Source organism: Rhodanobacter sp. GW835-FHT13D09, from assembly GCF_058793995.1.
In genome coordinates, this window is the sequence record NZ_JBXAGL010000010.1 from 35,282 (window position 1) to 53,680 (window position 18,399).

18 protein-coding genes, 1 pseudogene and 1 other annotated feature are annotated in these 18,399 nt (G+C 63.2%); of the genes and pseudogenes, 15 read left to right on the top strand and 4 right to left on the bottom strand.

Going from position 1 to position 18,399, the window contains the following annotated elements; genetic code table 11:
* Positions 1–39 precede the first annotated feature (39 nt).
* The 3 genes and pseudogenes from AC1Q5A_RS13415 to AC1Q5A_RS13425 all read left to right on the top strand — a co-directional run.
* The gene (locus AC1Q5A_RS13415) at positions 40–627 is read left to right on the top strand and encodes a hypothetical protein (protein ID WP_492701394.1); all 588 of its coding nucleotides are present in this window, start codon (positions 40–42) and stop codon (positions 625–627) included.
* Positions 628–723: 96 nt separating this feature from the next.
* Complete coding sequence (locus tag AC1Q5A_RS13420) at positions 724–1,461, top strand: TSCPD domain-containing protein (protein WP_492701396.1); 738 nt, start codon at positions 724–726, stop codon at positions 1,459–1,461.
* A 169-nt stretch (positions 1,462–1,630) separates the two neighbouring features.
* Positions 1,631–2,166, top strand: a pseudogene (locus AC1Q5A_RS13425) (transposase); the annotation flags it as partial.
* Positions 1,909–2,025 (top strand) — a sequence feature (AL1L pseudoknot). (Overlaps the previous pseudogene by 117 nt.)
* A 553-nt stretch (positions 2,167–2,719) precedes the next feature.
* Here the strand turns inward: AC1Q5A_RS13425 and AC1Q5A_RS13430 are convergent.
* A complete protein-coding gene (locus AC1Q5A_RS13430) occupies positions 2,720–3,523 on the bottom strand; it encodes a DNA-binding transcriptional regulator (RefSeq protein ID WP_492701398.1) in 804 nt (267 codons plus the stop codon).
* Positions 3,524–3,726: 203 nt separating this feature from the next.
* Here AC1Q5A_RS13430 and AC1Q5A_RS13435 point away from each other — a divergent pair, with 203 nt between their 5' ends.
* The 12 genes from AC1Q5A_RS13435 (at position 3,727) to AC1Q5A_RS13490 (ending at position 15,880) form a co-directional block, all read left to right on the top strand.
* Positions 3,727–5,421: a bifunctional 3-(3-hydroxy-phenyl)propionate/3-hydroxycinnamic acid hydroxylase gene (locus tag AC1Q5A_RS13435; RefSeq protein ID WP_492701400.1), complete on the top strand. Its 1,695-nt coding sequence runs from the start codon at positions 3,727–3,729 to the stop codon at positions 5,419–5,421.
* A complete protein-coding gene (locus AC1Q5A_RS13440; RefSeq protein WP_492701402.1) occupies positions 5,418–6,365 on the top strand; it encodes a 3-carboxyethylcatechol 2,3-dioxygenase in 948 nt (315 codons plus the stop codon). Before AC1Q5A_RS13435 ends, AC1Q5A_RS13440 begins: the two co-directional genes overlap by 4 nt.
* Before the next feature lie 21 nt (positions 6,366–6,386).
* Positions 6,387–7,241, top strand: coding sequence for an alpha/beta fold hydrolase (locus AC1Q5A_RS13445; RefSeq protein WP_492701404.1), 855 nt, complete (start codon positions 6,387–6,389; stop codon positions 7,239–7,241).
* A gap of 7 nt (positions 7,242–7,248) precedes the next feature.
* On the top strand, positions 7,249–8,043 hold the full coding sequence (locus tag AC1Q5A_RS13450; protein WP_492701406.1) for a 2-keto-4-pentenoate hydratase: 795 nt from the start codon (positions 7,249–7,251) through the stop codon (positions 8,041–8,043).
* A gap of 13 nt (positions 8,044–8,056) precedes the next feature.
* The gene (locus AC1Q5A_RS13455) at positions 8,057–9,004 is read left to right on the top strand and encodes an acetaldehyde dehydrogenase (acetylating) (RefSeq protein WP_492701408.1); all 948 of its coding nucleotides are present in this window, start codon (positions 8,057–8,059) and stop codon (positions 9,002–9,004) included.
* A gap of 11 nt (positions 9,005–9,015) precedes the next feature.
* On the top strand, positions 9,016–10,086 hold the full coding sequence (dmpG, locus tag AC1Q5A_RS13460) for a 4-hydroxy-2-oxovalerate aldolase (RefSeq protein ID WP_492701410.1): 1,071 nt from the start codon (positions 9,016–9,018) through the stop codon (positions 10,084–10,086).
* A 72-nt stretch (positions 10,087–10,158) separates the two neighbouring features.
* Positions 10,159–10,743: a TetR/AcrR family transcriptional regulator gene (locus tag AC1Q5A_RS13465; RefSeq protein ID WP_492701412.1), complete on the top strand. Its 585-nt coding sequence runs from the start codon at positions 10,159–10,161 to the stop codon at positions 10,741–10,743.
* Positions 10,744–11,047: 304 nt separating this feature from the next.
* The gene (locus AC1Q5A_RS13470; RefSeq protein ID WP_492701414.1) at positions 11,048–11,959 is read left to right on the top strand and encodes a SphA family protein; all 912 of its coding nucleotides are present in this window, start codon (positions 11,048–11,050) and stop codon (positions 11,957–11,959) included.
* A 31-nt stretch (positions 11,960–11,990) separates the two neighbouring features.
* Positions 11,991–12,881, top strand: coding sequence for a VOC family protein (locus AC1Q5A_RS13475; RefSeq protein ID WP_492701416.1), 891 nt, complete (start codon positions 11,991–11,993; stop codon positions 12,879–12,881).
* 14 nt (positions 12,882–12,895) lie between these two features.
* Positions 12,896–13,729 (top strand): alpha/beta fold hydrolase, encoded by an 834-nt coding sequence (locus AC1Q5A_RS13480; protein ID WP_492701418.1) that lies wholly within the window; start codon positions 12,896–12,898, stop codon positions 13,727–13,729.
* On the top strand, positions 13,726–15,267 hold the full coding sequence (locus AC1Q5A_RS13485; protein ID WP_492701420.1) for a bifunctional 3-(3-hydroxy-phenyl)propionate/3-hydroxycinnamic acid hydroxylase: 1,542 nt from the start codon (positions 13,726–13,728) through the stop codon (positions 15,265–15,267). Before AC1Q5A_RS13480 ends, AC1Q5A_RS13485 begins: the two co-directional genes overlap by 4 nt.
* A gap of 370 nt (positions 15,268–15,637) precedes the next feature.
* The gene (locus AC1Q5A_RS13490; protein WP_492701422.1) at positions 15,638–15,880 is read left to right on the top strand and encodes a DUF2798 domain-containing protein; all 243 of its coding nucleotides are present in this window, start codon (positions 15,638–15,640) and stop codon (positions 15,878–15,880) included.
* Here AC1Q5A_RS13490 and AC1Q5A_RS13495 read toward each other — a convergent pair.
* The 3 genes from AC1Q5A_RS13495 to AC1Q5A_RS13505 form a co-directional block, all read right to left on the bottom strand.
* A complete protein-coding gene (locus AC1Q5A_RS13495) occupies positions 15,877–16,047 on the bottom strand; it encodes a hypothetical protein (RefSeq protein WP_492701424.1) in 171 nt (56 codons plus the stop codon). The two genes, AC1Q5A_RS13490 and AC1Q5A_RS13495, sit on opposite strands and share 4 nt — an antisense overlap.
* A 740-nt stretch (positions 16,048–16,787) precedes the next feature.
* Complete coding sequence (locus tag AC1Q5A_RS13500; RefSeq protein ID WP_492701426.1) at positions 16,788–17,333, bottom strand: Panacea domain-containing protein; 546 nt, start codon at positions 17,331–17,333, stop codon at positions 16,788–16,790.
* 672 nt (positions 17,334–18,005) lie between these two features.
* Positions 18,006–18,290: a helix-turn-helix domain-containing protein gene (locus tag AC1Q5A_RS13505; protein WP_492701428.1), complete on the bottom strand. Its 285-nt coding sequence runs from the start codon at positions 18,288–18,290 to the stop codon at positions 18,006–18,008.
* Positions 18,291–18,399: the final 109 nt, after the last annotated feature.

An 18,399-nucleotide genomic window follows, 5' to 3' on the forward strand; every position in this document is an offset into this window, starting at 1 on the left:
GGCGGCAACTCAAGCGGTCCACCGGAGGGGAACACCAGCATGTCCATCGACAACGAAACTGAAGTGAGCAACGCCACCACCACGCCGGCCGCCGCCGAGGCGCCTGCTGTCGTTCTGCCGGTTCTGCCGGAAGTGCCGCCGGCGGCGCCGGTTGCCGCACCAGCACCGGCGAAGAAGAAGCCGGCAACGAAGAAAGCCGCGCCAAAGAAGGCCGCCGCCAAGAAGAAGGCCGCGCCGAAGAAGGCTGCCGCCAAGAAAGCCGTGAAGAAGGCGGCCAAGAAGGTTGCGAAGAAAGCGGCGGTGAAGAAGACCGCCGCGAAGAAGACCGTGAAAAAGGCCGCCAAAAAGGTCGCGAAGAAGGCCGGCGCCGCGAAGAAGGCGGTGAAGAAGGTTGCGAAGAAAGTCGCCAGGGTGGTGAAGAAGAAAGCCGCCAAGGTCGCAAGGAAGGTCAGCAGCAAGAAGACGGCCGGCAAGAAGGCCGCACCGAAAAAGGCGGCAGCGAAGAAGTCCGCCAGCAAGAAAGCCGTCGCCAAGACGGCCAAGAGGTCCACTGCCAGCAAGAAGGCGAGCGTCAAGTCGGCCGCGCGCAAGCCCGCCGCCAAGAAGGCCGCCGGCAAGAAGAAGTAAGCAGCACCGCATCCGGCCCGGCCGAAGCGCCGGGCCGGATGATCCACGCATCGTGCCGCGTCCACTCCGGCACCAACACCCAAAGAAGCGAACACCATGGCGATCAAGATCGAAAAGAAGATCACGGGCTACAACGTGGTCAAACCCGAAGACAAGGTTGCCGCCGCCCCGGTCGCCGCCGCCGCGCCGAAAGAGGCGCCGACGGCCGAAGTGATCCAGATGCACGAAAGCGTGGAGCGCCCCGAGACCCTGATCGGCTCCACCTTCAAGATCAAGTCGCCGCTGTTCGAGCACGCGCTGTACGTCACCATCAACGACATCGTGCTCAACGCCGGCACCAAGTACGAGCAGCGCCGCCCCTTCGAGATCTTCATCAACTCGAAGAACATGGACCACTTCCAGTGGATCGTGGCGCTCACCCGCATCCTCTCCGCCGTGTTCCGCAAGGGCGGCGACGTCACCTTCATCGTGGAAGAGCTGAAGGCCGTGTTCGACCCCCGCGGCGGCTACTTCAAGGCCGGCGGCGTCTACATGCCCAGCATCGTCGCCGAGATCGGCTCGGTGGTGGAGCAGCACATGAAGAACATCGGCCTGATCCACGATCCGGAGATGGACGAGGCGACGCGCAAGCTGATTGCCGAGAAGCGCGCGGCCTACGAGGCATTGGGTTCAAAAAAAAACACTGATGCCGGCGTGACTGCCGAGTCGACCAGCGCCGAGACGCTGACCTTTCCGCCTGGCTCGATGATGTGCGACAAGTGCAACACCAAGGCGCTGGTGCTGATGGACAACTGCCAGACTTGTCTGAATTGTGGGTATTCGAAGTGTGGGTGATAGGAGAATTGGATGAATGCCATATCCCCTGCACACAACCCTCACTTGGTACCAATTGAGCGCCGAGCACGGTTCACTCAATTGGAGTTGTGGAACTTGCGTGCCCAGCTTTGGGGCACTGAATCGCCCCGGTTTCGGTGGAGGCTCCAACTCTTGAGAGAATGGAGCCATGAACAAGTCCACAAAGTTTTCCCCTGAGGTCCGCGAGCGCGCGGTGCGCATGGTGCAGGAGCACCGCGGCGAGTATCCGTCGCTGTGGACGGCGGTGGAGTCGATCGCACCGAAAATCGGCTGTGTGCCGCAGACCCTGCTGAGCTGGGTCCAACGGCATGAGATCGATACCGGCGTACGTGAGGGCGTGACCACCGTCGAAGCGCAACGCGTGAAGGAGCTCGAACGCGAGGTCAAGGAGTTGCGGCGGGCCAACGAGATCCTGAAGCTGGCGAGCGCTTTTTTTGCCCAGGCGGAGCTCGACCGCCGGCTCAAGTCCTGAGGGACTTCGTCGACGCGCATCGAGCCACGTTCGGGGTCGAGCCGATCTGCAAGGTGTTGCAGATCGCCCCGTCGGGCTATCGTCGGCACGCCGCGCAGGTCCGTGAGCCACAGCGTCGCTGTGCCCGGGCCAAGCGCGACGCGCGGCTGCTGCCGGAGATCGAGCGCGTCTGGCGGGGCAACCTGCAGGTCTACGGGGCCGACAAAGTCTGGGAACTCCAGTGTGATCATGTCTCGCCGTGGCCTGCGGCCGCGCACTGGAGTGACCGCTGGTTGGTGCTGCGCTAGGTCAGGATCGCGCTCGTACAAGGAATGCCGGACACGCCCCATCCACCCGCGGGCGTTCCGGCGCGGGCGGGGCAACATGGATAGAAGAAAGGGAGAGTCGGACGCGGCAAAGAGGCCGCCGAGGGGGCTGTGGATCGAGGGAATCCGATGGAACGAATGAGGCGGGTATCGTCCGCGACGATCGCGCGGCAGGCGCTGCAAGAACGCCACGGCATCGCACACGACATCGGCCAATGTACGCCGCCGTGGGACAACTTTCGCCAGCGCGGGCGGACACACCCACGAAACCGCCCACGCACCCGGGTGGAAAACCGTGGCGGCAGGGTGCGGGGCTGCCAGGATTGCATGCGCTACCGCGAATGCACCGGTAACCCGATCTTCAATGGCCATGTTGCCCAGGCATGATCGGGCGCTGCTTTTCCCTTAAATGACGGTCTCCGACCCGATGCGGCTCCTTGCATGGGTGGCCTTCCAGGATCTATTCGTCCGCAGCGGACAATGCAGCCTCTTCGATCCGTTCGACGACTTTTCGCATGGCCGGTAGATAGCGCTCGGCCGCAGCCTTGATCGGCATTGCCTTGGCCAGGTAGACGAGGTTCAGGCATCCGAGGAGTTGATGCGGACCATGAATCGGAAGGGCGATCGCCGCAATCCGGCCCTCCATTTCCCACTCCATGAAGTTCTTGCCATAGCCTTGGCGGCGCGTCCGCTGGAGCAGACTTGTGATGGCCGCTGAATTGTTCGCCAAGCGGGAAGTTCCATGGTCTTCCCGTTTCGCCAACATGGAGAGGAGTTGCCTGCGCTCCTCTTCGGGGCAGAACGCCAGATAGACACGTCCGGTTGCGCTGGACAGCAGCGGCAGGCGACGGCCCACCATCGAGCAATGGAACGACAGGCGACTGAACCGATGCGTGGTCTCGCGGATCACCATGGCATCCCCATCAAGCGTGCACAGGTCGGTTGGCCACACGACTTCCTGCATCAACTCGCCTAGCAGCGGGGCCCCGATCGTCGATATCCATTCAGCATCCCGGAATCCTTCCGACAACTCGCGGACCTTGATGTCGAGCACGTAGTTCCCGTCTGACGCGCTCGTGCGTACGTAGCCTTCCTCCTGCAACGTCTCCAGCAGGCGCTTGACGGTGGTCCGGTGCAAGCCGGTCATGGCGCTGATTTCGGCGGCACCCGCACTGTGGCCAAGGCGGTTCATTGCATTGAGGACGTCGAGCCCGCGGGTCAGGCCGCGGACGTTCTTGTATCCGGAGGCTGGCTTGCTCGGCATGGCGGTTCGGATTTCCGGGATGGAACGTTGGGCCTGATCGGTTACATGGACAGGGGATGCTCTCAAAAGAGCGCTGCGGATGTGCACCTGGTGCACCAAGCATACGGTTTTTGTTGAATTGTTGCACCGCATCTTCCCAAGCTTCCCGCCTGCTGCAACAACCTGCGGGAGCGCGCCCCCGCAAATCCGCATCGGGAAAACGCATGAGCACCTTTGAAGGCACCCAACCCAACGCGAAGCCCGACCACGCCGCACAGGTCGTCGTCGTCGGTGCTGGCCCGGTCGGTCTGACTATCGCCAACTACCTCGGCCAACAGGGCCTCGACGTCCTGGTGCTGGAGAAGCTGGACAAGCTGATCGACTATCCGCGCGCCATCGGCATCGATGACGAGGCGCTGCGCACCATCCAGTCCATCGGTCTGGTCGAGAAGGTGCTGCCGCACACCACGCCGTACCACGCGATGCGTTTCCTGACCCCGGGCGGGCGCATGTTCGCCGACATCCAGCCGATGGCCGATGATTTCGGTTACTCGCGCCGCAACGCCTTCATCCAGCCGCAGATCGATGCGGTGCTGTACGAGGAGGGCCTGTCGCGCTTTTCGAACGTGCGCACGCTGTTCTTGCGCGAACTGGTCGGGATCTCGCAGGATGCCGACGGCGTGACTATCGAGGCGAGCAGCCCGGGCGGCAGCGAAACCGTGCGCGCGCAGTATGTGGTCGCCTGCGACGGCGGCAACAGCCGGGTGCGCCGCACGCTGAACGTGGCGTTCGACGGCGAGACCGCGCCGGACAGGTGGATCGTGGTCGACATCGCCAACGATCCGCTCGGCACGCCGAACATCTACCTGTGTTGCGACCACGAGCGCCCGTACGTGTCGGCCGCGTTGCCGCACGGCATCCGCCGTTTCGAGTTCAAAGTCAAGCCAGGCGAAACCGAGGAAGAACTCGACGAGCCGGAGAACATGCGCAAGCTGCTGGCCAAGGTGCTGCCGGAGCCGGACCAGGCCATCGACCTGATCCGCCAGCGCGTCTACACCCACAATGCGCGCCTGGCCGGCCAGTTCCGCGTCGGGCGCGTCCTGCTGGCCGGCGACGCCGCGCACATCATGCCGGTGTGGCAGGGCCAGGGTTACAACAGCGGCATGCGCGATGCGTCCAACCTGGCGTGGAAGCTGGCGCTGGTAGTCAAGGGATTGGCGAAGCCGGAACTGCTCGACACCTACGATGCCGAGCGCCGCGACCACGCAAAGGCGATGATCGACCTGTCGGTGCTGGCCGGAAAGGTGCTCAATCCGCCATCGAGGTGGCAGGGGACGCTGCGCGACGCGATTTCGTGGCTGCTGGCGTATTTCCCGCCGATCAAACGCTACTTTCTCGAGATGCGCTTCAAGCCGATGCCGCAGTACACGCAGGGCGCGATCGTCGCGCCGCAGCCGGCGCGGCCGGGTTCGCCGGTCGGCAAGCTCTTCATTCAGCCGAAGGTGCTGATCGAAAGCGGCGAAACCGTGCTGCTGGATGAAGCAGTTGGCGCCAACTTCGCCTTCATCGCCTGGGGTGTGGATCCGACCTGGGGCATGAGCGACGCGCAGGTCGCGTTCTGGACGAACCTTGGCGCGCGCTTCCTCCAAGTGGTGCCGGCGATGCAGCTGAAGTCGCAGGTGAGCAAGCCGCGCGAAGGCGTGGTCCGCATCGGCGACGTCACCCATCGCCTGAAGACATGGTTCGGCCAGAGCGGCGAAGGCGGCGATTCGATCGCGATCCTGCGCCCGGACCGTTTCGTCGCCGCCACCGCGCTGCCGCAGACCATCGGCAAGGTCAGCGACCAGCTCGCTTCGGCATTGTCGGCCTCCGTCGATGCACGACCCGCGCGGGCGAAGTCCCTGCAGGAAGCGGCATGAGTGCATTACTGCAATGCCTGTCGCATTCCCCGCTGGTGGGGTATGTCGACCCGGTGCCGGAAGTTCTGGCCGAAGTCGACGCCGTGGTGAAGGCGGCGCGTGAGCGCATCACCGCTTTCGATCCCGAACTGATCGTGCTGTTCTCGCCCGATCATTTCAACGGTTTCTTCTACGACGTGATGCCGAGCTTCTGCATTGGCACCGGTGCGCATGCCATCGGCGACTTCGGCACGCTCGCCGGCCGGCTCAGCGTGCCCTTCGACCCGGCTATCGACTGCGCCACCGCGGTGGTGGACGACGGCGTCGACGTTGCCGTGTCGCACGACATGCAGGTCGATCATGGCTTCGCCCAACCGCTGGAATTCCTGCTCGGTGCGCTGGACGCGAAACCGGTGATCCCGGTGTTCGTCAATTCGGTCGGCGCGCCGCTGCCGACGTTCAAGCGCGCGCGCATGCTCGGCGAAGCGGTCGGTCGCTGGGCACGCGGCACAGGCAAGCGCGTGCTGTTCATCGGCTCGGGCGGCCTGTCGCACCAACCGCCGGTGCCCGAATACGCCACCGCGCCGGAACCGGTGTGCGCCTCGCTGGATGGCGCCGGCTACAACCTCTCGCCGGAAGCGCGCGAAGCGCGCACCAACCGCGTCATCAACGCGGCAAAAGAATTCACCCGCGATCAGGATACGCTGCATCCGCTCAATCCGGTCTGGGACAATGGTTTCATCGACATGCTCGAAGCGAAGACGTACGCGCAACTCGACAGTGTCGCCAACGACACCGTTTCGGAAATCGCCGGTCGCAGCACGCATGAAGTGAAGACCTGGCTGGCCGCGTTCGCCGCGCTGTCGAGTTACGGTCCGTACCAGGCCGAAGCACGTTATTACCGCGCCATTCCCGAATGGATCGCCGGCTTCGGCGCACTCGCGGCACGCCCGCTGGGCACCTGAATTTTCCGAGGAACCGAAGACATGACCATGAACGAAGCCGAGACCAGCCGTTTCCTCTCCGTGAAGGAAGGCGACGCCAAACTGAATATCCACTTCAACGACTGCGGCAGCGGCGACGAGGTCGTGGTGTTGCTGCACGGCTCCGGCCCCGGCGCCAGCGGCTGGGCCAATTTCAACCGCAACATCGAGCCGCTGGTCGACGCCGGCTACCGCGTGCTGCTGGTCGACTGCCCCGGCTGGGGCAAGAGCGATTCGATCGTCAACAGCGGATCGCGCAGCGACCTCAACGCGCGCATCGCCAAGGGCGTGATCGACCAGCTGGGCATCGGCAAGATCCACCTTCTCGGCAACTCGATGGGCGGCCACAGCGCCGTGGCCTTCGCACTGAACTTCCCGCATAACACCGGCAAGCTGGTCTTGATGGGCGGCGGCACCGGCGGTATGAGCCTCTTCAACGCGATGCCGACCGAAGGCCTGAAGCTGCTCAACAACCTGTACCGCGAGCCGACGCTGGAGAACCTGAAGCGCTTCAACGACGTGTTCGTGTTCGACGCCAGCGTGCTGACCGAGGACCTGCTGCAGGCGCGGCTGGCGAACATGCTGAACCGCAGGGACCATCTGGAGAATTTCCTCAAGTCGTTGGAAGCCAACCCGCGCCAGTTCCCCGATTTCGGCCCGCGCCTGCCGACGGTCGCGGCGCAGACGCTGATCGTCTGGGGCCGTCAGGACCGCGTGGTGCCGTTCGACACCGGCCTGCGCCTGGTCGCCGGCATCCCGAATTCCGAACTGCACATCTTCAACCAGTGCGGCCATTGGGCGCAGTGGGAGCATGCGGACAAGTTCAACCGCATGGTCGTCGATTTCCTGAAGCATTGAGTACGCCATGACCGACCCCGCCACCCTCGCCAGGGCCGCCGAGTTGCTGCGTACCGCCGCGGCCACGGGCGAGTTCATCGCCCCGCTGCGCGAGACGTTCGACGGCCTGAGCGCCGACGACGCCTACGCGATCCAGAAGCTCAACACCGATTTGAAGGTGAACTGCGGCGCACGTATCGTCGGTGCCAAGATCGGCCTGACCTCGCCCGCCGTGCAGAAGCAGCTCGGCGTCGACCAGCCAGACTACGGCGTGCTGTTCGACGACATGGGCTACGGCGAGGGCCTGCCGATCCCGCTGGCCGGCCTGCATCAGCCCAAGGTCGAGGCGGAAGTGGCCTTCGTACTCGGTCGCGACCTCGACCTGGCCAGCCCGACCCTCGTCGACGTGATCGGCGCCATCGATTATGCCTTGCCCGCGCTGGAGATCGTCGGCTCGCGCGTCGCCAACTGGAACATCAAGCTGGTCGACACCGTGGCCGACAACGCCTCGTCTTCGGCCTTCGTCCTCGGCGGCGCGCCGAAGAAGCTCGGCGAACTCGACCTGCGCGGCTGCCGGATGACGATCAGCCGCGACGAGGAACAGAACGTCTCCACCGGCACCGGCGCCGCCTGCCTCGGCCATCCGCTCAACGCGGTGCTGTGGCTGGCGCGCACCCTCGCCCGCCATGGCGCCCCGCTCAAAGCCGGCGACCTCGTGTTGTCCGGCGCGCTCGGCCCGATGGTCGCGGTGGAGCCCGGCAAGACTTACACCGCCCGCATCGACGGCCTCGGCAGCGTGTCTGCCACCTTCGACAACCAGTAACAGGACATCCGCCATGACTGCAAAGATCAAGGCCGCGATCATCGGCTCGGGCAACATCGGTACCGACCTGATGATCAAGATCCTCCGCCACGGCAAGCACATCGAAATGGGGGCGATGGTCGGCATCGACCCGAACTCCGACGGCCTGGCCCGCGCTGTGCGCCTGAACGTCGCCACCACCCACGAGGGCGTCGAAGGCCTGACCCGCCTCGATGTGTTCAAGGACATCGACGTGGTGTTCGATGCCACCTCGGCCGGCGCCCACGTGAAGAACGACGCCATCCTGCGCGAGAACAAGCCGGGCATCCGCATGATCGACCTGACCCCGGCGGCGATCGGCCCGTACTGCATCCCGGTGGCCAACGGTTCCGAACACCTGGATGCGGTCAACGTCAACATGGTCACCTGCGGCGGCCAGGCCACGATCCCGATGGTGGCGGCGGTGAGCAAAGTGGCGAAGGTCCACTACGGCGAGATCATCGCCAGCATCTCGTCCAAGTCCGCCGGCCCCGGCACCCGTGCCAACATCGACGAGTTCACCGAGACCACCAGCAAGGCGATCGAAGTGATCGGCGGCGCCACCAAGGGCAAGGCCGTCATCGTCCTCAACCCGGCCGATCCGCCGCTGATCATGCGCGACACGGTCTACACCCTGTCCGACTTCGCCGACGAGGCCGAGATCGAGGCCAGCATCGCCGCGTTCGTGCAGGGCGTGCAGGACTACGTGCCGGGCTACCGGCTGAAGCAGCGGGTGCAGTTCGACCGCATCGAGACCCCGGTGCGCATCCCCGGCGTCGGCGATGCGGTCACCGGCCTGAAGACCTCGGTGTTCCTTGAAGTCGAAGGGGCCGCCCACTACCTGCCGGCCTACGCCGGCAACCTCGACATCATGACCAGCGCCGCGCTGCGCACCGCCGAGCGCATGGCCGAGCGGATGCTCGCCACGAAGCAGGCCGCCTGAGGAGAGCGACGATGATCACCGATCCCAAGACCCAGAAGATCTACATCTCCGACGTGACCCTGCGCGATGGTTCGCACGCCATCCGCCACCAGTACAGCGTCGAGCAGGCGAAGCGGATCGCCAAGGCGCTGGACGAGGCCAAGGTCGACAGCATCGAGGTCGCCCACGGCGACGGCCTGCAGGGCTCGAGTTTCAACTACGGCTTCGGCGCGCACAGCGACCTGGAGTGGATCGAGGCGGTCGCCAGCGTGGTGAAGCATGCGAAGATCGCGACCCTGCTGCTGCCGGGCATCGGCACCATTCACGACCTCAAGGCCGCCTACGACGCCGGCGCCCGAATCGTCCGTGTCGCGACCCACTGCACTGAGGCCGACGTCAGCAGGCAGCACATCGAATATGCGCGCAAGCTGGGCATGGACACGGTCGGCTTCCTGATGATGAGCCACATGACCACGCCGCAGAAGCTGGCCGGGCAGGCCAAGCTGATGGAAAGCTACGGCGCGACCTGCTGCTACGTGGTCGACTCCGGCGGCGCGCTGAGCATGAACGACATCCGCGACCGCTTCCGCGCGTTCAAGGACGTGCTGGACCCGGAGACCCACACCGGCATGCACGCGCACCACAATCTGAGCCTCGGCGTGGCGAACTCCATCGCTGCGGTGGAGGAGGGCTGCGACAGGATCGATGCCAGCCTCGCCGGCATGGGGGCTGGTGCTGGCAATGCACCGCTGGAGGTGTTCATCGCCGCGATCAGCCGGCTGGGCTGGAACCACGGCACCGATCTGTACAGGCTGATGGACGCGGCCGACGACATCGTGCGGCCGCTGCAGGATCGCCCGGTCCGCGTCGACCGCGAGACGCTCGCGCTCGGCTACGCCGGCGTCTACTCCAGCTTCCTGCGCCACAGCGAGGCGGCGGCGAAGAAGTACGGCCTGAAGACCGTCGACATCCTGGTCGAACTGGGCAAGCGGCGCATGGTCGGCGGGCAGGAGGACATGATCGTCGACGTTGCATTGGACCTGCTCAAGCAACAGGAACACGACCGCATCCATGCGGAACCGGTGATGAGCGAAGCCACCTGATCCCGGCCCGGGAGGCTTGCGCAGGCCTGCTATAGTCGGCAGGCTCGATGCGTTTTCCTGCCTCCCGGGTCCATGGCCGTAAAGACGACAACCCATTCGCGGGGCCGCCCGTTCAAGCACGAAGCCGGCGACGCGTTGCTGGAAGCGGCGCGCACGCTGGTCGCGGAGCAAGGCTACGCCAATGTATCGATGCAGGCGATCGCCAAGAGGGCCGGGGTCGGCCGCGTGACGGTGTACCGGCGCTGGAGCAACAAGGCCGACCTGGTGCTGCACGCCCTGCTGCGTTATTCCCAGGCCAAGACCGAGGTCGAGGATGGGCCTTTGGGTCAGATGCTGGATGAGTTCCTGGCCCAACTGTTCGCCGATTTGAACGCCTTGCATGGCCCGACCATCCGGAGCCTGATCGCCGCCGCGCAAGAGGATCCGGATTTCCGGGAGCGCCTCGAATACAAGTTGGCCCGTCCGCGCGACCGCTTGCTGCGCGCTCTCCTGAGCCGCGGCGTCGAGCGGGGCGAACTGCCTGCCGATGCCAACCTGGGCCTTATGGTGGAGAAAATCCACGGCGCGCTGTGGTACAGGATGCTCTTGGGCCGGCCCCTGACCCGGCGCTATGCCACCGAACTGGCGGCCTCGATGCTTCCCGTTCGCAAGCGATAGGTCACCTCGCCGGGTCAGCTGGATCCGCCCGCTCCCCCGGAACTGTCCGTGTCCAAGCCCTGCCTGCTGAAGGTGGGGCTTTTTCATGACCGTCTGTTGGAGGAAGGGGGCGGATCAAGGCTGAAAACGTTCGATCCTACCTCTCCATGATGCGGTGCAAGATGCAACTCCTCATTTATGGAACTACTGTTTCATTACCTTTAAGGTACTGATGTTCCATAAAGTTGAGAAGCGAGGATTCATGGCGCGATGGCAATCACGCCACTGCGCGTCTTACGAACGTGGAGAGGGGAGAGGGGAGAACATGAGACAGAAGCAATTCGTAGTGGCGACGTCGTTGGCAGTGGCCACGCTGGGGACCAGCATCGTGGCTCATGCCGGCGAGAGCCACGGTTCGATGTATGCGCCGGGCATCGAGAACTTCATTGTCGGCGCAATCCCGCCACCGGGCGTGTATGGCCAGGTCTATGGCTATTCGTATTCGGCGGACAAGCTCAGGGACGGCAATGGCGACAAAGTGCCGGTGAACTTCGACCTAGACGTCAACGTGGTGGCGCCGCGCGTGATCTGGGTGACCAAGTATCAGGTGCTGGGTGGGAGCCTGGTCTTCCATACGATCCTGCCGCTGGTGGACCAGCGCGTGTCGCTGGATCCGGCACCGGGCATGCATTTGAGCGACAGCAGGTTCTCGCCGGGAGACGTCACGTTCGGCGCCGGTATCGGGTACCACTACTCGCAGAAGGCACATGGTGCGTTGGCCGTGGACATTTTCGCCCCGACGGGTGCGTACGACGCCAAAAGGCTGGCCAATCCGGGCCGCAACTACTGGGCGGTACAGTCGATCTATGCGTTCGACTACATCGATCCGGCGGGATTCAACTTCGCCGCCAAGATCATGTACGAGTTCAACCTGGAGAACTCCGACACGAACTACAAGTCGGGCCAGGAACTCATCATCGACTACGCCGCGGGCTGGAGTTTCGGTCCGCATTGGACGATGGGTGTTGGCGGCACGGTGTACCGGCAAACCACCAACGACAAACAGAATGGCGAGGGCATCGCGAACAGCAAGGGCCGAACTTTCGCGATTGGCCCGAACATCAAGTACGACAGCGGCAAGGGGTGGCTGGTGACGGCCAAGTATTCGTCGGAATTCGACGTACGCAATCGCCCGGAAGGCGCGGTGTTCGCAGTCAAGGCCGTGTTCCCTCTGTAAGCGCGAAACAGAATCGGATCAGGAGACGAAGATGTCCATTTCAGCATTGGGTTACGTGGTCGTTGAAGCCAGCGACCTGAAAGCATGGGCCGACTACGGCCGCAACATCCTCGGGGCCGAGGTCAACGAGAACGACGGCGCGCTGGAACTTCGCGTCGACGAGCGCGCATGGCGTTTGCGCGTCGAGCAGGGGCCGCTGGACGACCTCAAGACCATCGGCTTCGAGGCCAGCACGCCGGTCGAATTCGCCGACGTGCTGGCCAGGCTGGATCAGGCCAAGGTCGCGTACAGCAAGGATTCGGCTCTGGCCAAGGCCCGCGGCGTGGTCGAACTGGCCACCTTCGTCGACCCGGCCGGCGTCACCATCGAGGTGTTTTACGGCGCCACGCAGTTGTTCCAGAAGCCGTTCGTGTCGCCGGCCGGCGTGCAGGGCTTCCTCACGGGCGACCAGGGCCTGGGCCACATCGTCGTCGCGGTGAAGGATGCCGGGGAGTACCAGGCGTTCTGGAGCAAGCTCGGTTTCCGTCTCAGCGATTACATCGAGTTCTCGCCGGCACCCGGCATCAGCGTCAACGTGAACTTCATGCACTGCAATCCGCGCCATCACACGCTCGCCTTCGCCGCGGTGCCGGCCCCCAAGCGCATCGTCCACCTGATGCTGCAGGTCAATCGCCTCGATGACGTGGGCCTGGCGCTGGATCGCGCCAAGAAAAGCGGCGTGCCGCTGGTCTGGGACATCGGTCGCCACACCAACGACCACATGACCTCGTTCTACATGGCCACCCCGAGCGGTTGGGAATTCGAATACGGCTGGGGAGCGCGCGAGATCGACGACGCCACCTGGACGGTCGAGCGCCACGACTCGATGAGCGTGTGGGGACACGGCCTGATGATCGACCCCACCAAACGCGAAATCCACTGAGGGAACTACTGAACATGGCCGAAAAAATCGAAGGCAAGTTCGCCACGGTCGATGGCGTGAAGGTGCATTACCACGACGTCGGCCAGGGTCCGGCGCTGGTGATGCTGCAAGGCTCCGGACCCGGCGCCACCGGCTGGTCGAACTACAGCCGCAACGTCAAGTACTTCGCCCGGAAATTCCGGGTGATCGTTCCGGACCTGCCGGGTTTCGGCAAGTCGGACATGAAGCCGGTGGATGCGCCGATCCCGGGCTGGTGGGCGAATGTCGTCCTTGGCCTGCTCGACCAGCTCGGCATCGACAAGGCGCATTTCGTGGGCAATTCGATGGGTGGCATGGTTTCGCTGAAGATCGCCCTGGAACAACCCGGGCGCATCGATCGCCTGGTGCTGATGGGCCCGGGTGGTGGCTCGCCGGTCAGCTCGGTGTTCCCGACCGAAGGCATCAAGACGCTGGTGAGCTTCTACGACGGCCCCGGTCCTTCGTTCGAGCGGCTGAAGAGCTTCGTCACCCAGATGGTGTACGACGCCACGTCGATGACCGACGAACTGCTCAAGGAACGCTTCGAGGCGGCGATCGCCCCCCGCATCGTCGCGCAGCCGCCGATGCGTCCCGGCCCCGGCGGCATGCCCGAGGAACTGTGGCGCGATGCGCGCCTGGCACGACTGCCGCACGAGACCCTGATCATCTGGGGCCGCGAAGACCGAGTCATGCCGATGGACATGGGGTTCACCCTGATGAAACAGATCCCGCGCGCCCGTTTCATGGTGATGCCACAGTGCGGCCACTGGGTGCAGTGGGAGCACGCCGACGAATTCAACCGTACTGTCGAGGGATTTCTTGCGCCATGAGCAACAACATCGAATACGACGCCGATGTGGCGATCATCGGTTATGGCCCCGGCGGCGTAGTCGCCGCCAACGTCCTGGGCAAACTCGGGGTGAAGGCCATCGCCATCGAGCGCTACAAGGATGTCTACTCCCGTGCCCGTGCCGTGACGGTGAACGACTGGACCATGCGTATCTTCCAGGATATGGGCCTGGACGAGCAGATGAAGAAGGTCATGGACGTGACCCACTCGCTGCGCTGGGTGGACTACGAAGGTCGCGAACTGGCGTCGATGCCATTCCCGCCGGGCGAGTTCGGTCACGCCACCTCGTACGCCATCTACCAGCCGGAGATGGAAAAGGTGCTGCGCGCAGCCGCCGATAAGCACGAGAGCGTCAACGTGCGCTACGGCGACGAGATGACCGATGTCGTCCAGGATGCGGACAGCGTGACCATCACGGTGACGAACGGCGACACCGGAGAGATCGGCACCATCCGCGCGAAGTATGCGCTGGCCTGCGACGGCGGCGCCAGCAAGACGCGCGAACTGCTGGGCATCAATCTCGTCGGCGACACCTTGCCCGTACGCTGGGTGGTGATCGACTGCCGGGTCAAGCGCTGGTGGCCAAACCGCCACATGCTGACCTTCTGGTCGGACAAGCAGCGGCCGGTCGTGGACATCGCGCTGTCGATGGGCAACCACCGTTGGGAATTTCCGCTCGACCCTGGCGAATCCGATGCCGATTTCCAGACGCACGAGCAGTTGTGGAAGCTGCTGAAATCGCTTGGCGTAACCGAAAATGAAATCGAGATCCACCAGCATGCCTTCTACAACCACCACGTGCGCCACGCGGAACGCTGGCGCGAGGGTCGCGTCTTCCTTTGCGGCGATGCCGCCCATCTGATGCCGCCGTGGGCTGGTTCTGGCATGCAATCCTGCATCCGCGACACACAGAACATCAGCCTGAAGCTTGCCGATGTTCTGGCCGGACGCGTGGGCGAATCCGTCCTCGACACCTACGAGGCGGAACGCGCGCCGGACGTGGAACGCTATACGCAGATCTCGGTCGGCCTGGGCATGATCATCAAACGTGAACTCAGCGACGAGGAGGTCGGCGCAATTATGGAAGCCGAACGCGCCTCCGGCGAGCTGCCGGCGGTACTGCGTCCGCCACATTACCAGCAAGGCTGGCTACAGAAGGGCGAAGGCAGCAAAGACGTGGTCGGCAAGCTGCTGCCACAGCCACGCGCGGCGAACTGCAGGGGCCAGTTCGGCCTGCTCGACGACATGCTCGGCAACGGCATCGTCCTGCTCGGCGCCAACGTCGATCCGGCCGCCAGGCTCAGCGGCGAGCAAAGGGCGGCGTGGGAGAAGCTCGGTGCCCGTTTCGTCGCCGTGCGTTCGGTCGACCAGCACGCCCAGGCCGATGACGATCTGATCGACATTGATGGCCAGCTGGTTGCCTGGCTCGACAAGCATGGCGCCGATGTCATCGCTGTACGCCACGACAAGATCGTCATGGCTGCCAGCGGAAACCTGGACGTACCTGTGCTGATCTGACCGTGACCCGGAATGGTTGGAACGGGCGCCGGCCGGACCGGCGCCCGTCATCGTATTCGTGGACTTGCTTCCGACGCGGGAAACGCGAGGCAAATGGACAAATGACTGAGCACCGGCACAGTCTGCCGGCTGTCCCTGGACTGAACGGCATTGATCTGCTGATCATTCTAGACTCGCCCGGACGATAGCACTCCGTAGTGCACGCCCCGGATACGGCGGTCAGTCAGGGGTCGATGGTGCCTCGCTCTCCAGCACCGTCGGCACTCACAGGGAGCGAACTTTGAACCGAGTCGTACAATAGCAATTCTCGGAAACTCTATGAACCGGCAATGCCGAGCATCCATCAGCATAATCAACGTCCAGCGGCATCATGAAGCCAAGAAGACTCCCCGCGCACTACGGCAGGTACGTCATGCCGCTGATCCTGACATTCCTGATGACGTTCGCGGTCGCTGGGATCAGTACGTGGATTGCCGTGGAATCGCTGAGTGTGTTTTTCCTGAAGAGCTGGATGAAATCCTGGATGGTGTCGTGGGCGATGGCGTTTCCAGCGATGGTGATGCTGATGCCTGTGACCCAGCGCATTGTCGCGCTGATCGTGCGCAAAGATTAAGGAAAAGGCGCCACGCCAACCAGCTCGTCCCGGTACGGTGCAAGGTCAGCCAGCAGGCGCGGCAAATCGTTGGGTCGCCGACAACCCAGCACCGCCTTGCCTTCGCCGTCCATGACGGCCAACACGCTGTTGCTGGAATGCAGATCGATAGCTGCGTAAAGTGACATGGCTGCCTCCTGTCGCGGGACGACGTCCGACGTTGTGGTGACATCGAACGTACTGCCACGCGCGGGAGACGGCGACATGAGTTTTCAGGTTCACTTCCTGGCTAAAGTGAACCTGACCCCGTTCGATTGGCTCGGGACCAAACCCCAGTTCCGGCCTGCGACCGTCAGCGTGGTCAGTGCGAAGGCGCACGTGAGATCGAACGTAGTGCCTTCGTGGTCGAGCGTGGCGTATCGCGACTCAATGAGGCGGTTGCGCGGCCTTCAAAGAAGCAAACGAAAAGTCCCGTACTTTAGCGGGCAATCCAATGAGGCCTGATCAACCAGTTACCACAATGCCAGAAGGTGTTTTTTGTCCGACTTCGTCAAGACGCGCGAATTTTCCACCACGGCACGAACGGCTCGACGCTTTGCCGCGGGGAGCCGGCCGCGGTACTCCTTCGCTGATGCCTGCACCCAAGTCTCCAGCTTCTGAGCGGAGTACCCACCCATAAGCATGGTGCAATCAAGCCATGAATTGTGTGTAAGACATTCCAAGTCAGCTGGTGTCAGCTCAATCATCGAGGCCATAAGATGCGGCCTCACTTTCTGAAAATTTGTGGGGCTGCTATTGATGAGAAAGAACCATGGCCCAGGCGAGACGCTGGCTAGCACATGGAACTTATTCCAAGGTGGGGTACACGCATGGCACCACAAATGAAAGACCTGCCCTACTTGCAAAGCCATCCTTGGTACACCTTTCCTTAGTTTGGGTGCCTGTTGATCAGATGCTGCACCAGGGAAGGGCCGTCGTCGAACTGCGCAGCGATGGCTTCCATCGCCATATCGCTATTACGTGTCGTGGCTTTCCATGCGTCGTCGTGCGAGGCGTCCCGGATGTACTTGGCGCCTTTTTCTTTGCACAAAGCCACCACCTCTTCAAGACACTCAATGTCCGACTCGCTCAACGCGTCGAAGCTGGGGGCGCCATGCAGACTGAATCTGTGCGTTTGACGATCCAGTCCAAAAGCTAGTTTCGCGACTTCTCCGCCATCGAAAAACGAGCGGTCCCCGCGCACGAACTTCAGCATATCGTACGTGACCGACGGGACAGGCCCCTTCTCCATGGCGACGTAATGATCGCCCACGATGAAACGGCCATACCGTTCCAGATGGCACCTATCCGCCAGATACAGCATCTTGAGGACGGGATACATGCTTTCTCCCGTCTGCGATGCCAAATAGGCTACGGCAGCGACTGCCTTTTCAACCCTGAAACCTTCGCCAATGATCAGTCGATCGGACTGCATGGCCATCTCCATAAGCATTCGACTCACCCCTGGTTCGAACGCGCGATGCAACGCCTTTGCCAGAAAAACGCAAGCGGCCCAACTTCGCAAGTCGGGCCGCCCTCAAGCGGTATCGACCGCTGTATGTATAAATAGTAGTCAGGTATCAATAGACTAGCAAGCATCACTGTTCATGTAGGTCAAGGCCTACGAACCTGAACGGTGTCCGCGCCTGCCGAAAGGTAACGACGGAAGGCGTCCCGGAAGTCGGCAAGCAAGCCTTTGAGCCGTTCCTGCCAGATACCCGGGGCTTGGCCCGCTTGTTCTCACGTCTCTTTCGAGATAGGCAATAACGGCTACCCTCAGTCCTGGCGTTGGCGGCAGGCAACCGCTCGGCTGCGCGTTATGAGCCGTACGTCGCATGGGGCCTCGGGCTTGTCCATGGTCGGATTACCCGCTGTGGCTGACGTTCTGTGAGGGGATTTCTTACAGCAGCTAGAGTGACGCTTCGGTAAATCAACCTGCGCCCGAACCTGTCCCGATCCGACCAAGCTGCCAAGCGTAAGCCAGCCGGCACGGAAAGTCAGGTGGAGCCGACGACGGGGGCACCATTCGAAGCACCGCAAATCCGCACCTTCAGCGCCGCCGCTCAGGTCAGCCCATGGCGGATTTATATCTAGGCCAATTAGCTCGTCAGCGCTTGCGTTTGCGCGAGCCTTTGAAGTCCTTGATTAGCTGCGCGAGCTCGTCGTCTTCGGCATAGAAGTAAGCCAGCGGTGTGTTGAGGACCTCCGCCAGGCGTTGTAGGGTCTGCAGATCCGGCTGGTGTACACCTGTTTCGTAGCGGTTGACACGGGTGCTGGCGACGAATTCGTCCAAGCCGGCCTTGATGCCCAAGGTACGTTGTGAGATGTCGAGGGCTTCGCGTGCCTCGCGCAGCCGACGACTATACACGGGGAGCGGGCCCTTCTCAGCCACGGGCGCATGTGTCTTGAGCTTCCATGTAGGGAAGCTTCCGGATACATGTGCGAACGCGATACTACGTTAAACGTAGTGATCTTCCGGCCCGCTGAGAAGCTCCGCTGGG

Excerpts from the sequence above, each read along its gene's own strand:
- AC1Q5A_RS13415 (WP_492701394.1), top strand. The coding sequence starts at position 40 with ATGTCCATCGACAACGAAACTGAAGTGAGCAACGCCACCACCACGCCG.
- AC1Q5A_RS13420 (WP_492701396.1), top strand. The coding sequence starts at position 724 with ATGGCGATCAAGATCGAAAAGAAGATCACGGGCTACAACGTGGTCAAA.
- AC1Q5A_RS13430 (WP_492701398.1), bottom strand. The coding sequence starts at position 3,523 with ATGCCGAGCAAGCCAGCCTCCGGATACAAGAACGTCCGCGGCCTGACC.
- AC1Q5A_RS13435 (WP_492701400.1), top strand. The coding sequence starts at position 3,727 with ATGAGCACCTTTGAAGGCACCCAACCCAACGCGAAGCCCGACCACGCC.
- AC1Q5A_RS13440 (WP_492701402.1), top strand. The coding sequence starts at position 5,418 with ATGAGTGCATTACTGCAATGCCTGTCGCATTCCCCGCTGGTGGGGTAT.
- AC1Q5A_RS13445 (WP_492701404.1), top strand. The coding sequence starts at position 6,387 with ATGACCATGAACGAAGCCGAGACCAGCCGTTTCCTCTCCGTGAAGGAA.
- AC1Q5A_RS13450 (WP_492701406.1), top strand. The coding sequence starts at position 7,249 with ATGACCGACCCCGCCACCCTCGCCAGGGCCGCCGAGTTGCTGCGTACC.
- AC1Q5A_RS13455 (WP_492701408.1), top strand. The coding sequence starts at position 8,057 with ATGACTGCAAAGATCAAGGCCGCGATCATCGGCTCGGGCAACATCGGT.
- dmpG (WP_492701410.1), top strand. The coding sequence starts at position 9,016 with ATGATCACCGATCCCAAGACCCAGAAGATCTACATCTCCGACGTGACC.
- AC1Q5A_RS13465 (WP_492701412.1), top strand. The coding sequence starts at position 10,159 with ATGGCCGTAAAGACGACAACCCATTCGCGGGGCCGCCCGTTCAAGCAC.
- AC1Q5A_RS13470 (WP_492701414.1), top strand. The coding sequence starts at position 11,048 with ATGAGACAGAAGCAATTCGTAGTGGCGACGTCGTTGGCAGTGGCCACG.
- AC1Q5A_RS13475 (WP_492701416.1), top strand. The coding sequence starts at position 11,991 with ATGTCCATTTCAGCATTGGGTTACGTGGTCGTTGAAGCCAGCGACCTG.
- AC1Q5A_RS13480 (WP_492701418.1), top strand. The coding sequence starts at position 12,896 with ATGGCCGAAAAAATCGAAGGCAAGTTCGCCACGGTCGATGGCGTGAAG.
- AC1Q5A_RS13485 (WP_492701420.1), top strand. The coding sequence starts at position 13,726 with ATGAGCAACAACATCGAATACGACGCCGATGTGGCGATCATCGGTTAT.
- AC1Q5A_RS13490 (WP_492701422.1), top strand. The coding sequence starts at position 15,638 with ATGAAGCCAAGAAGACTCCCCGCGCACTACGGCAGGTACGTCATGCCG.
- AC1Q5A_RS13495 (WP_492701424.1), bottom strand. The coding sequence starts at position 16,047 with ATGTCACTTTACGCAGCTATCGATCTGCATTCCAGCAACAGCGTGTTG.
- AC1Q5A_RS13500 (WP_492701426.1), bottom strand. The coding sequence starts at position 17,333 with ATGCAGTCCGATCGACTGATCATTGGCGAAGGTTTCAGGGTTGAAAAG.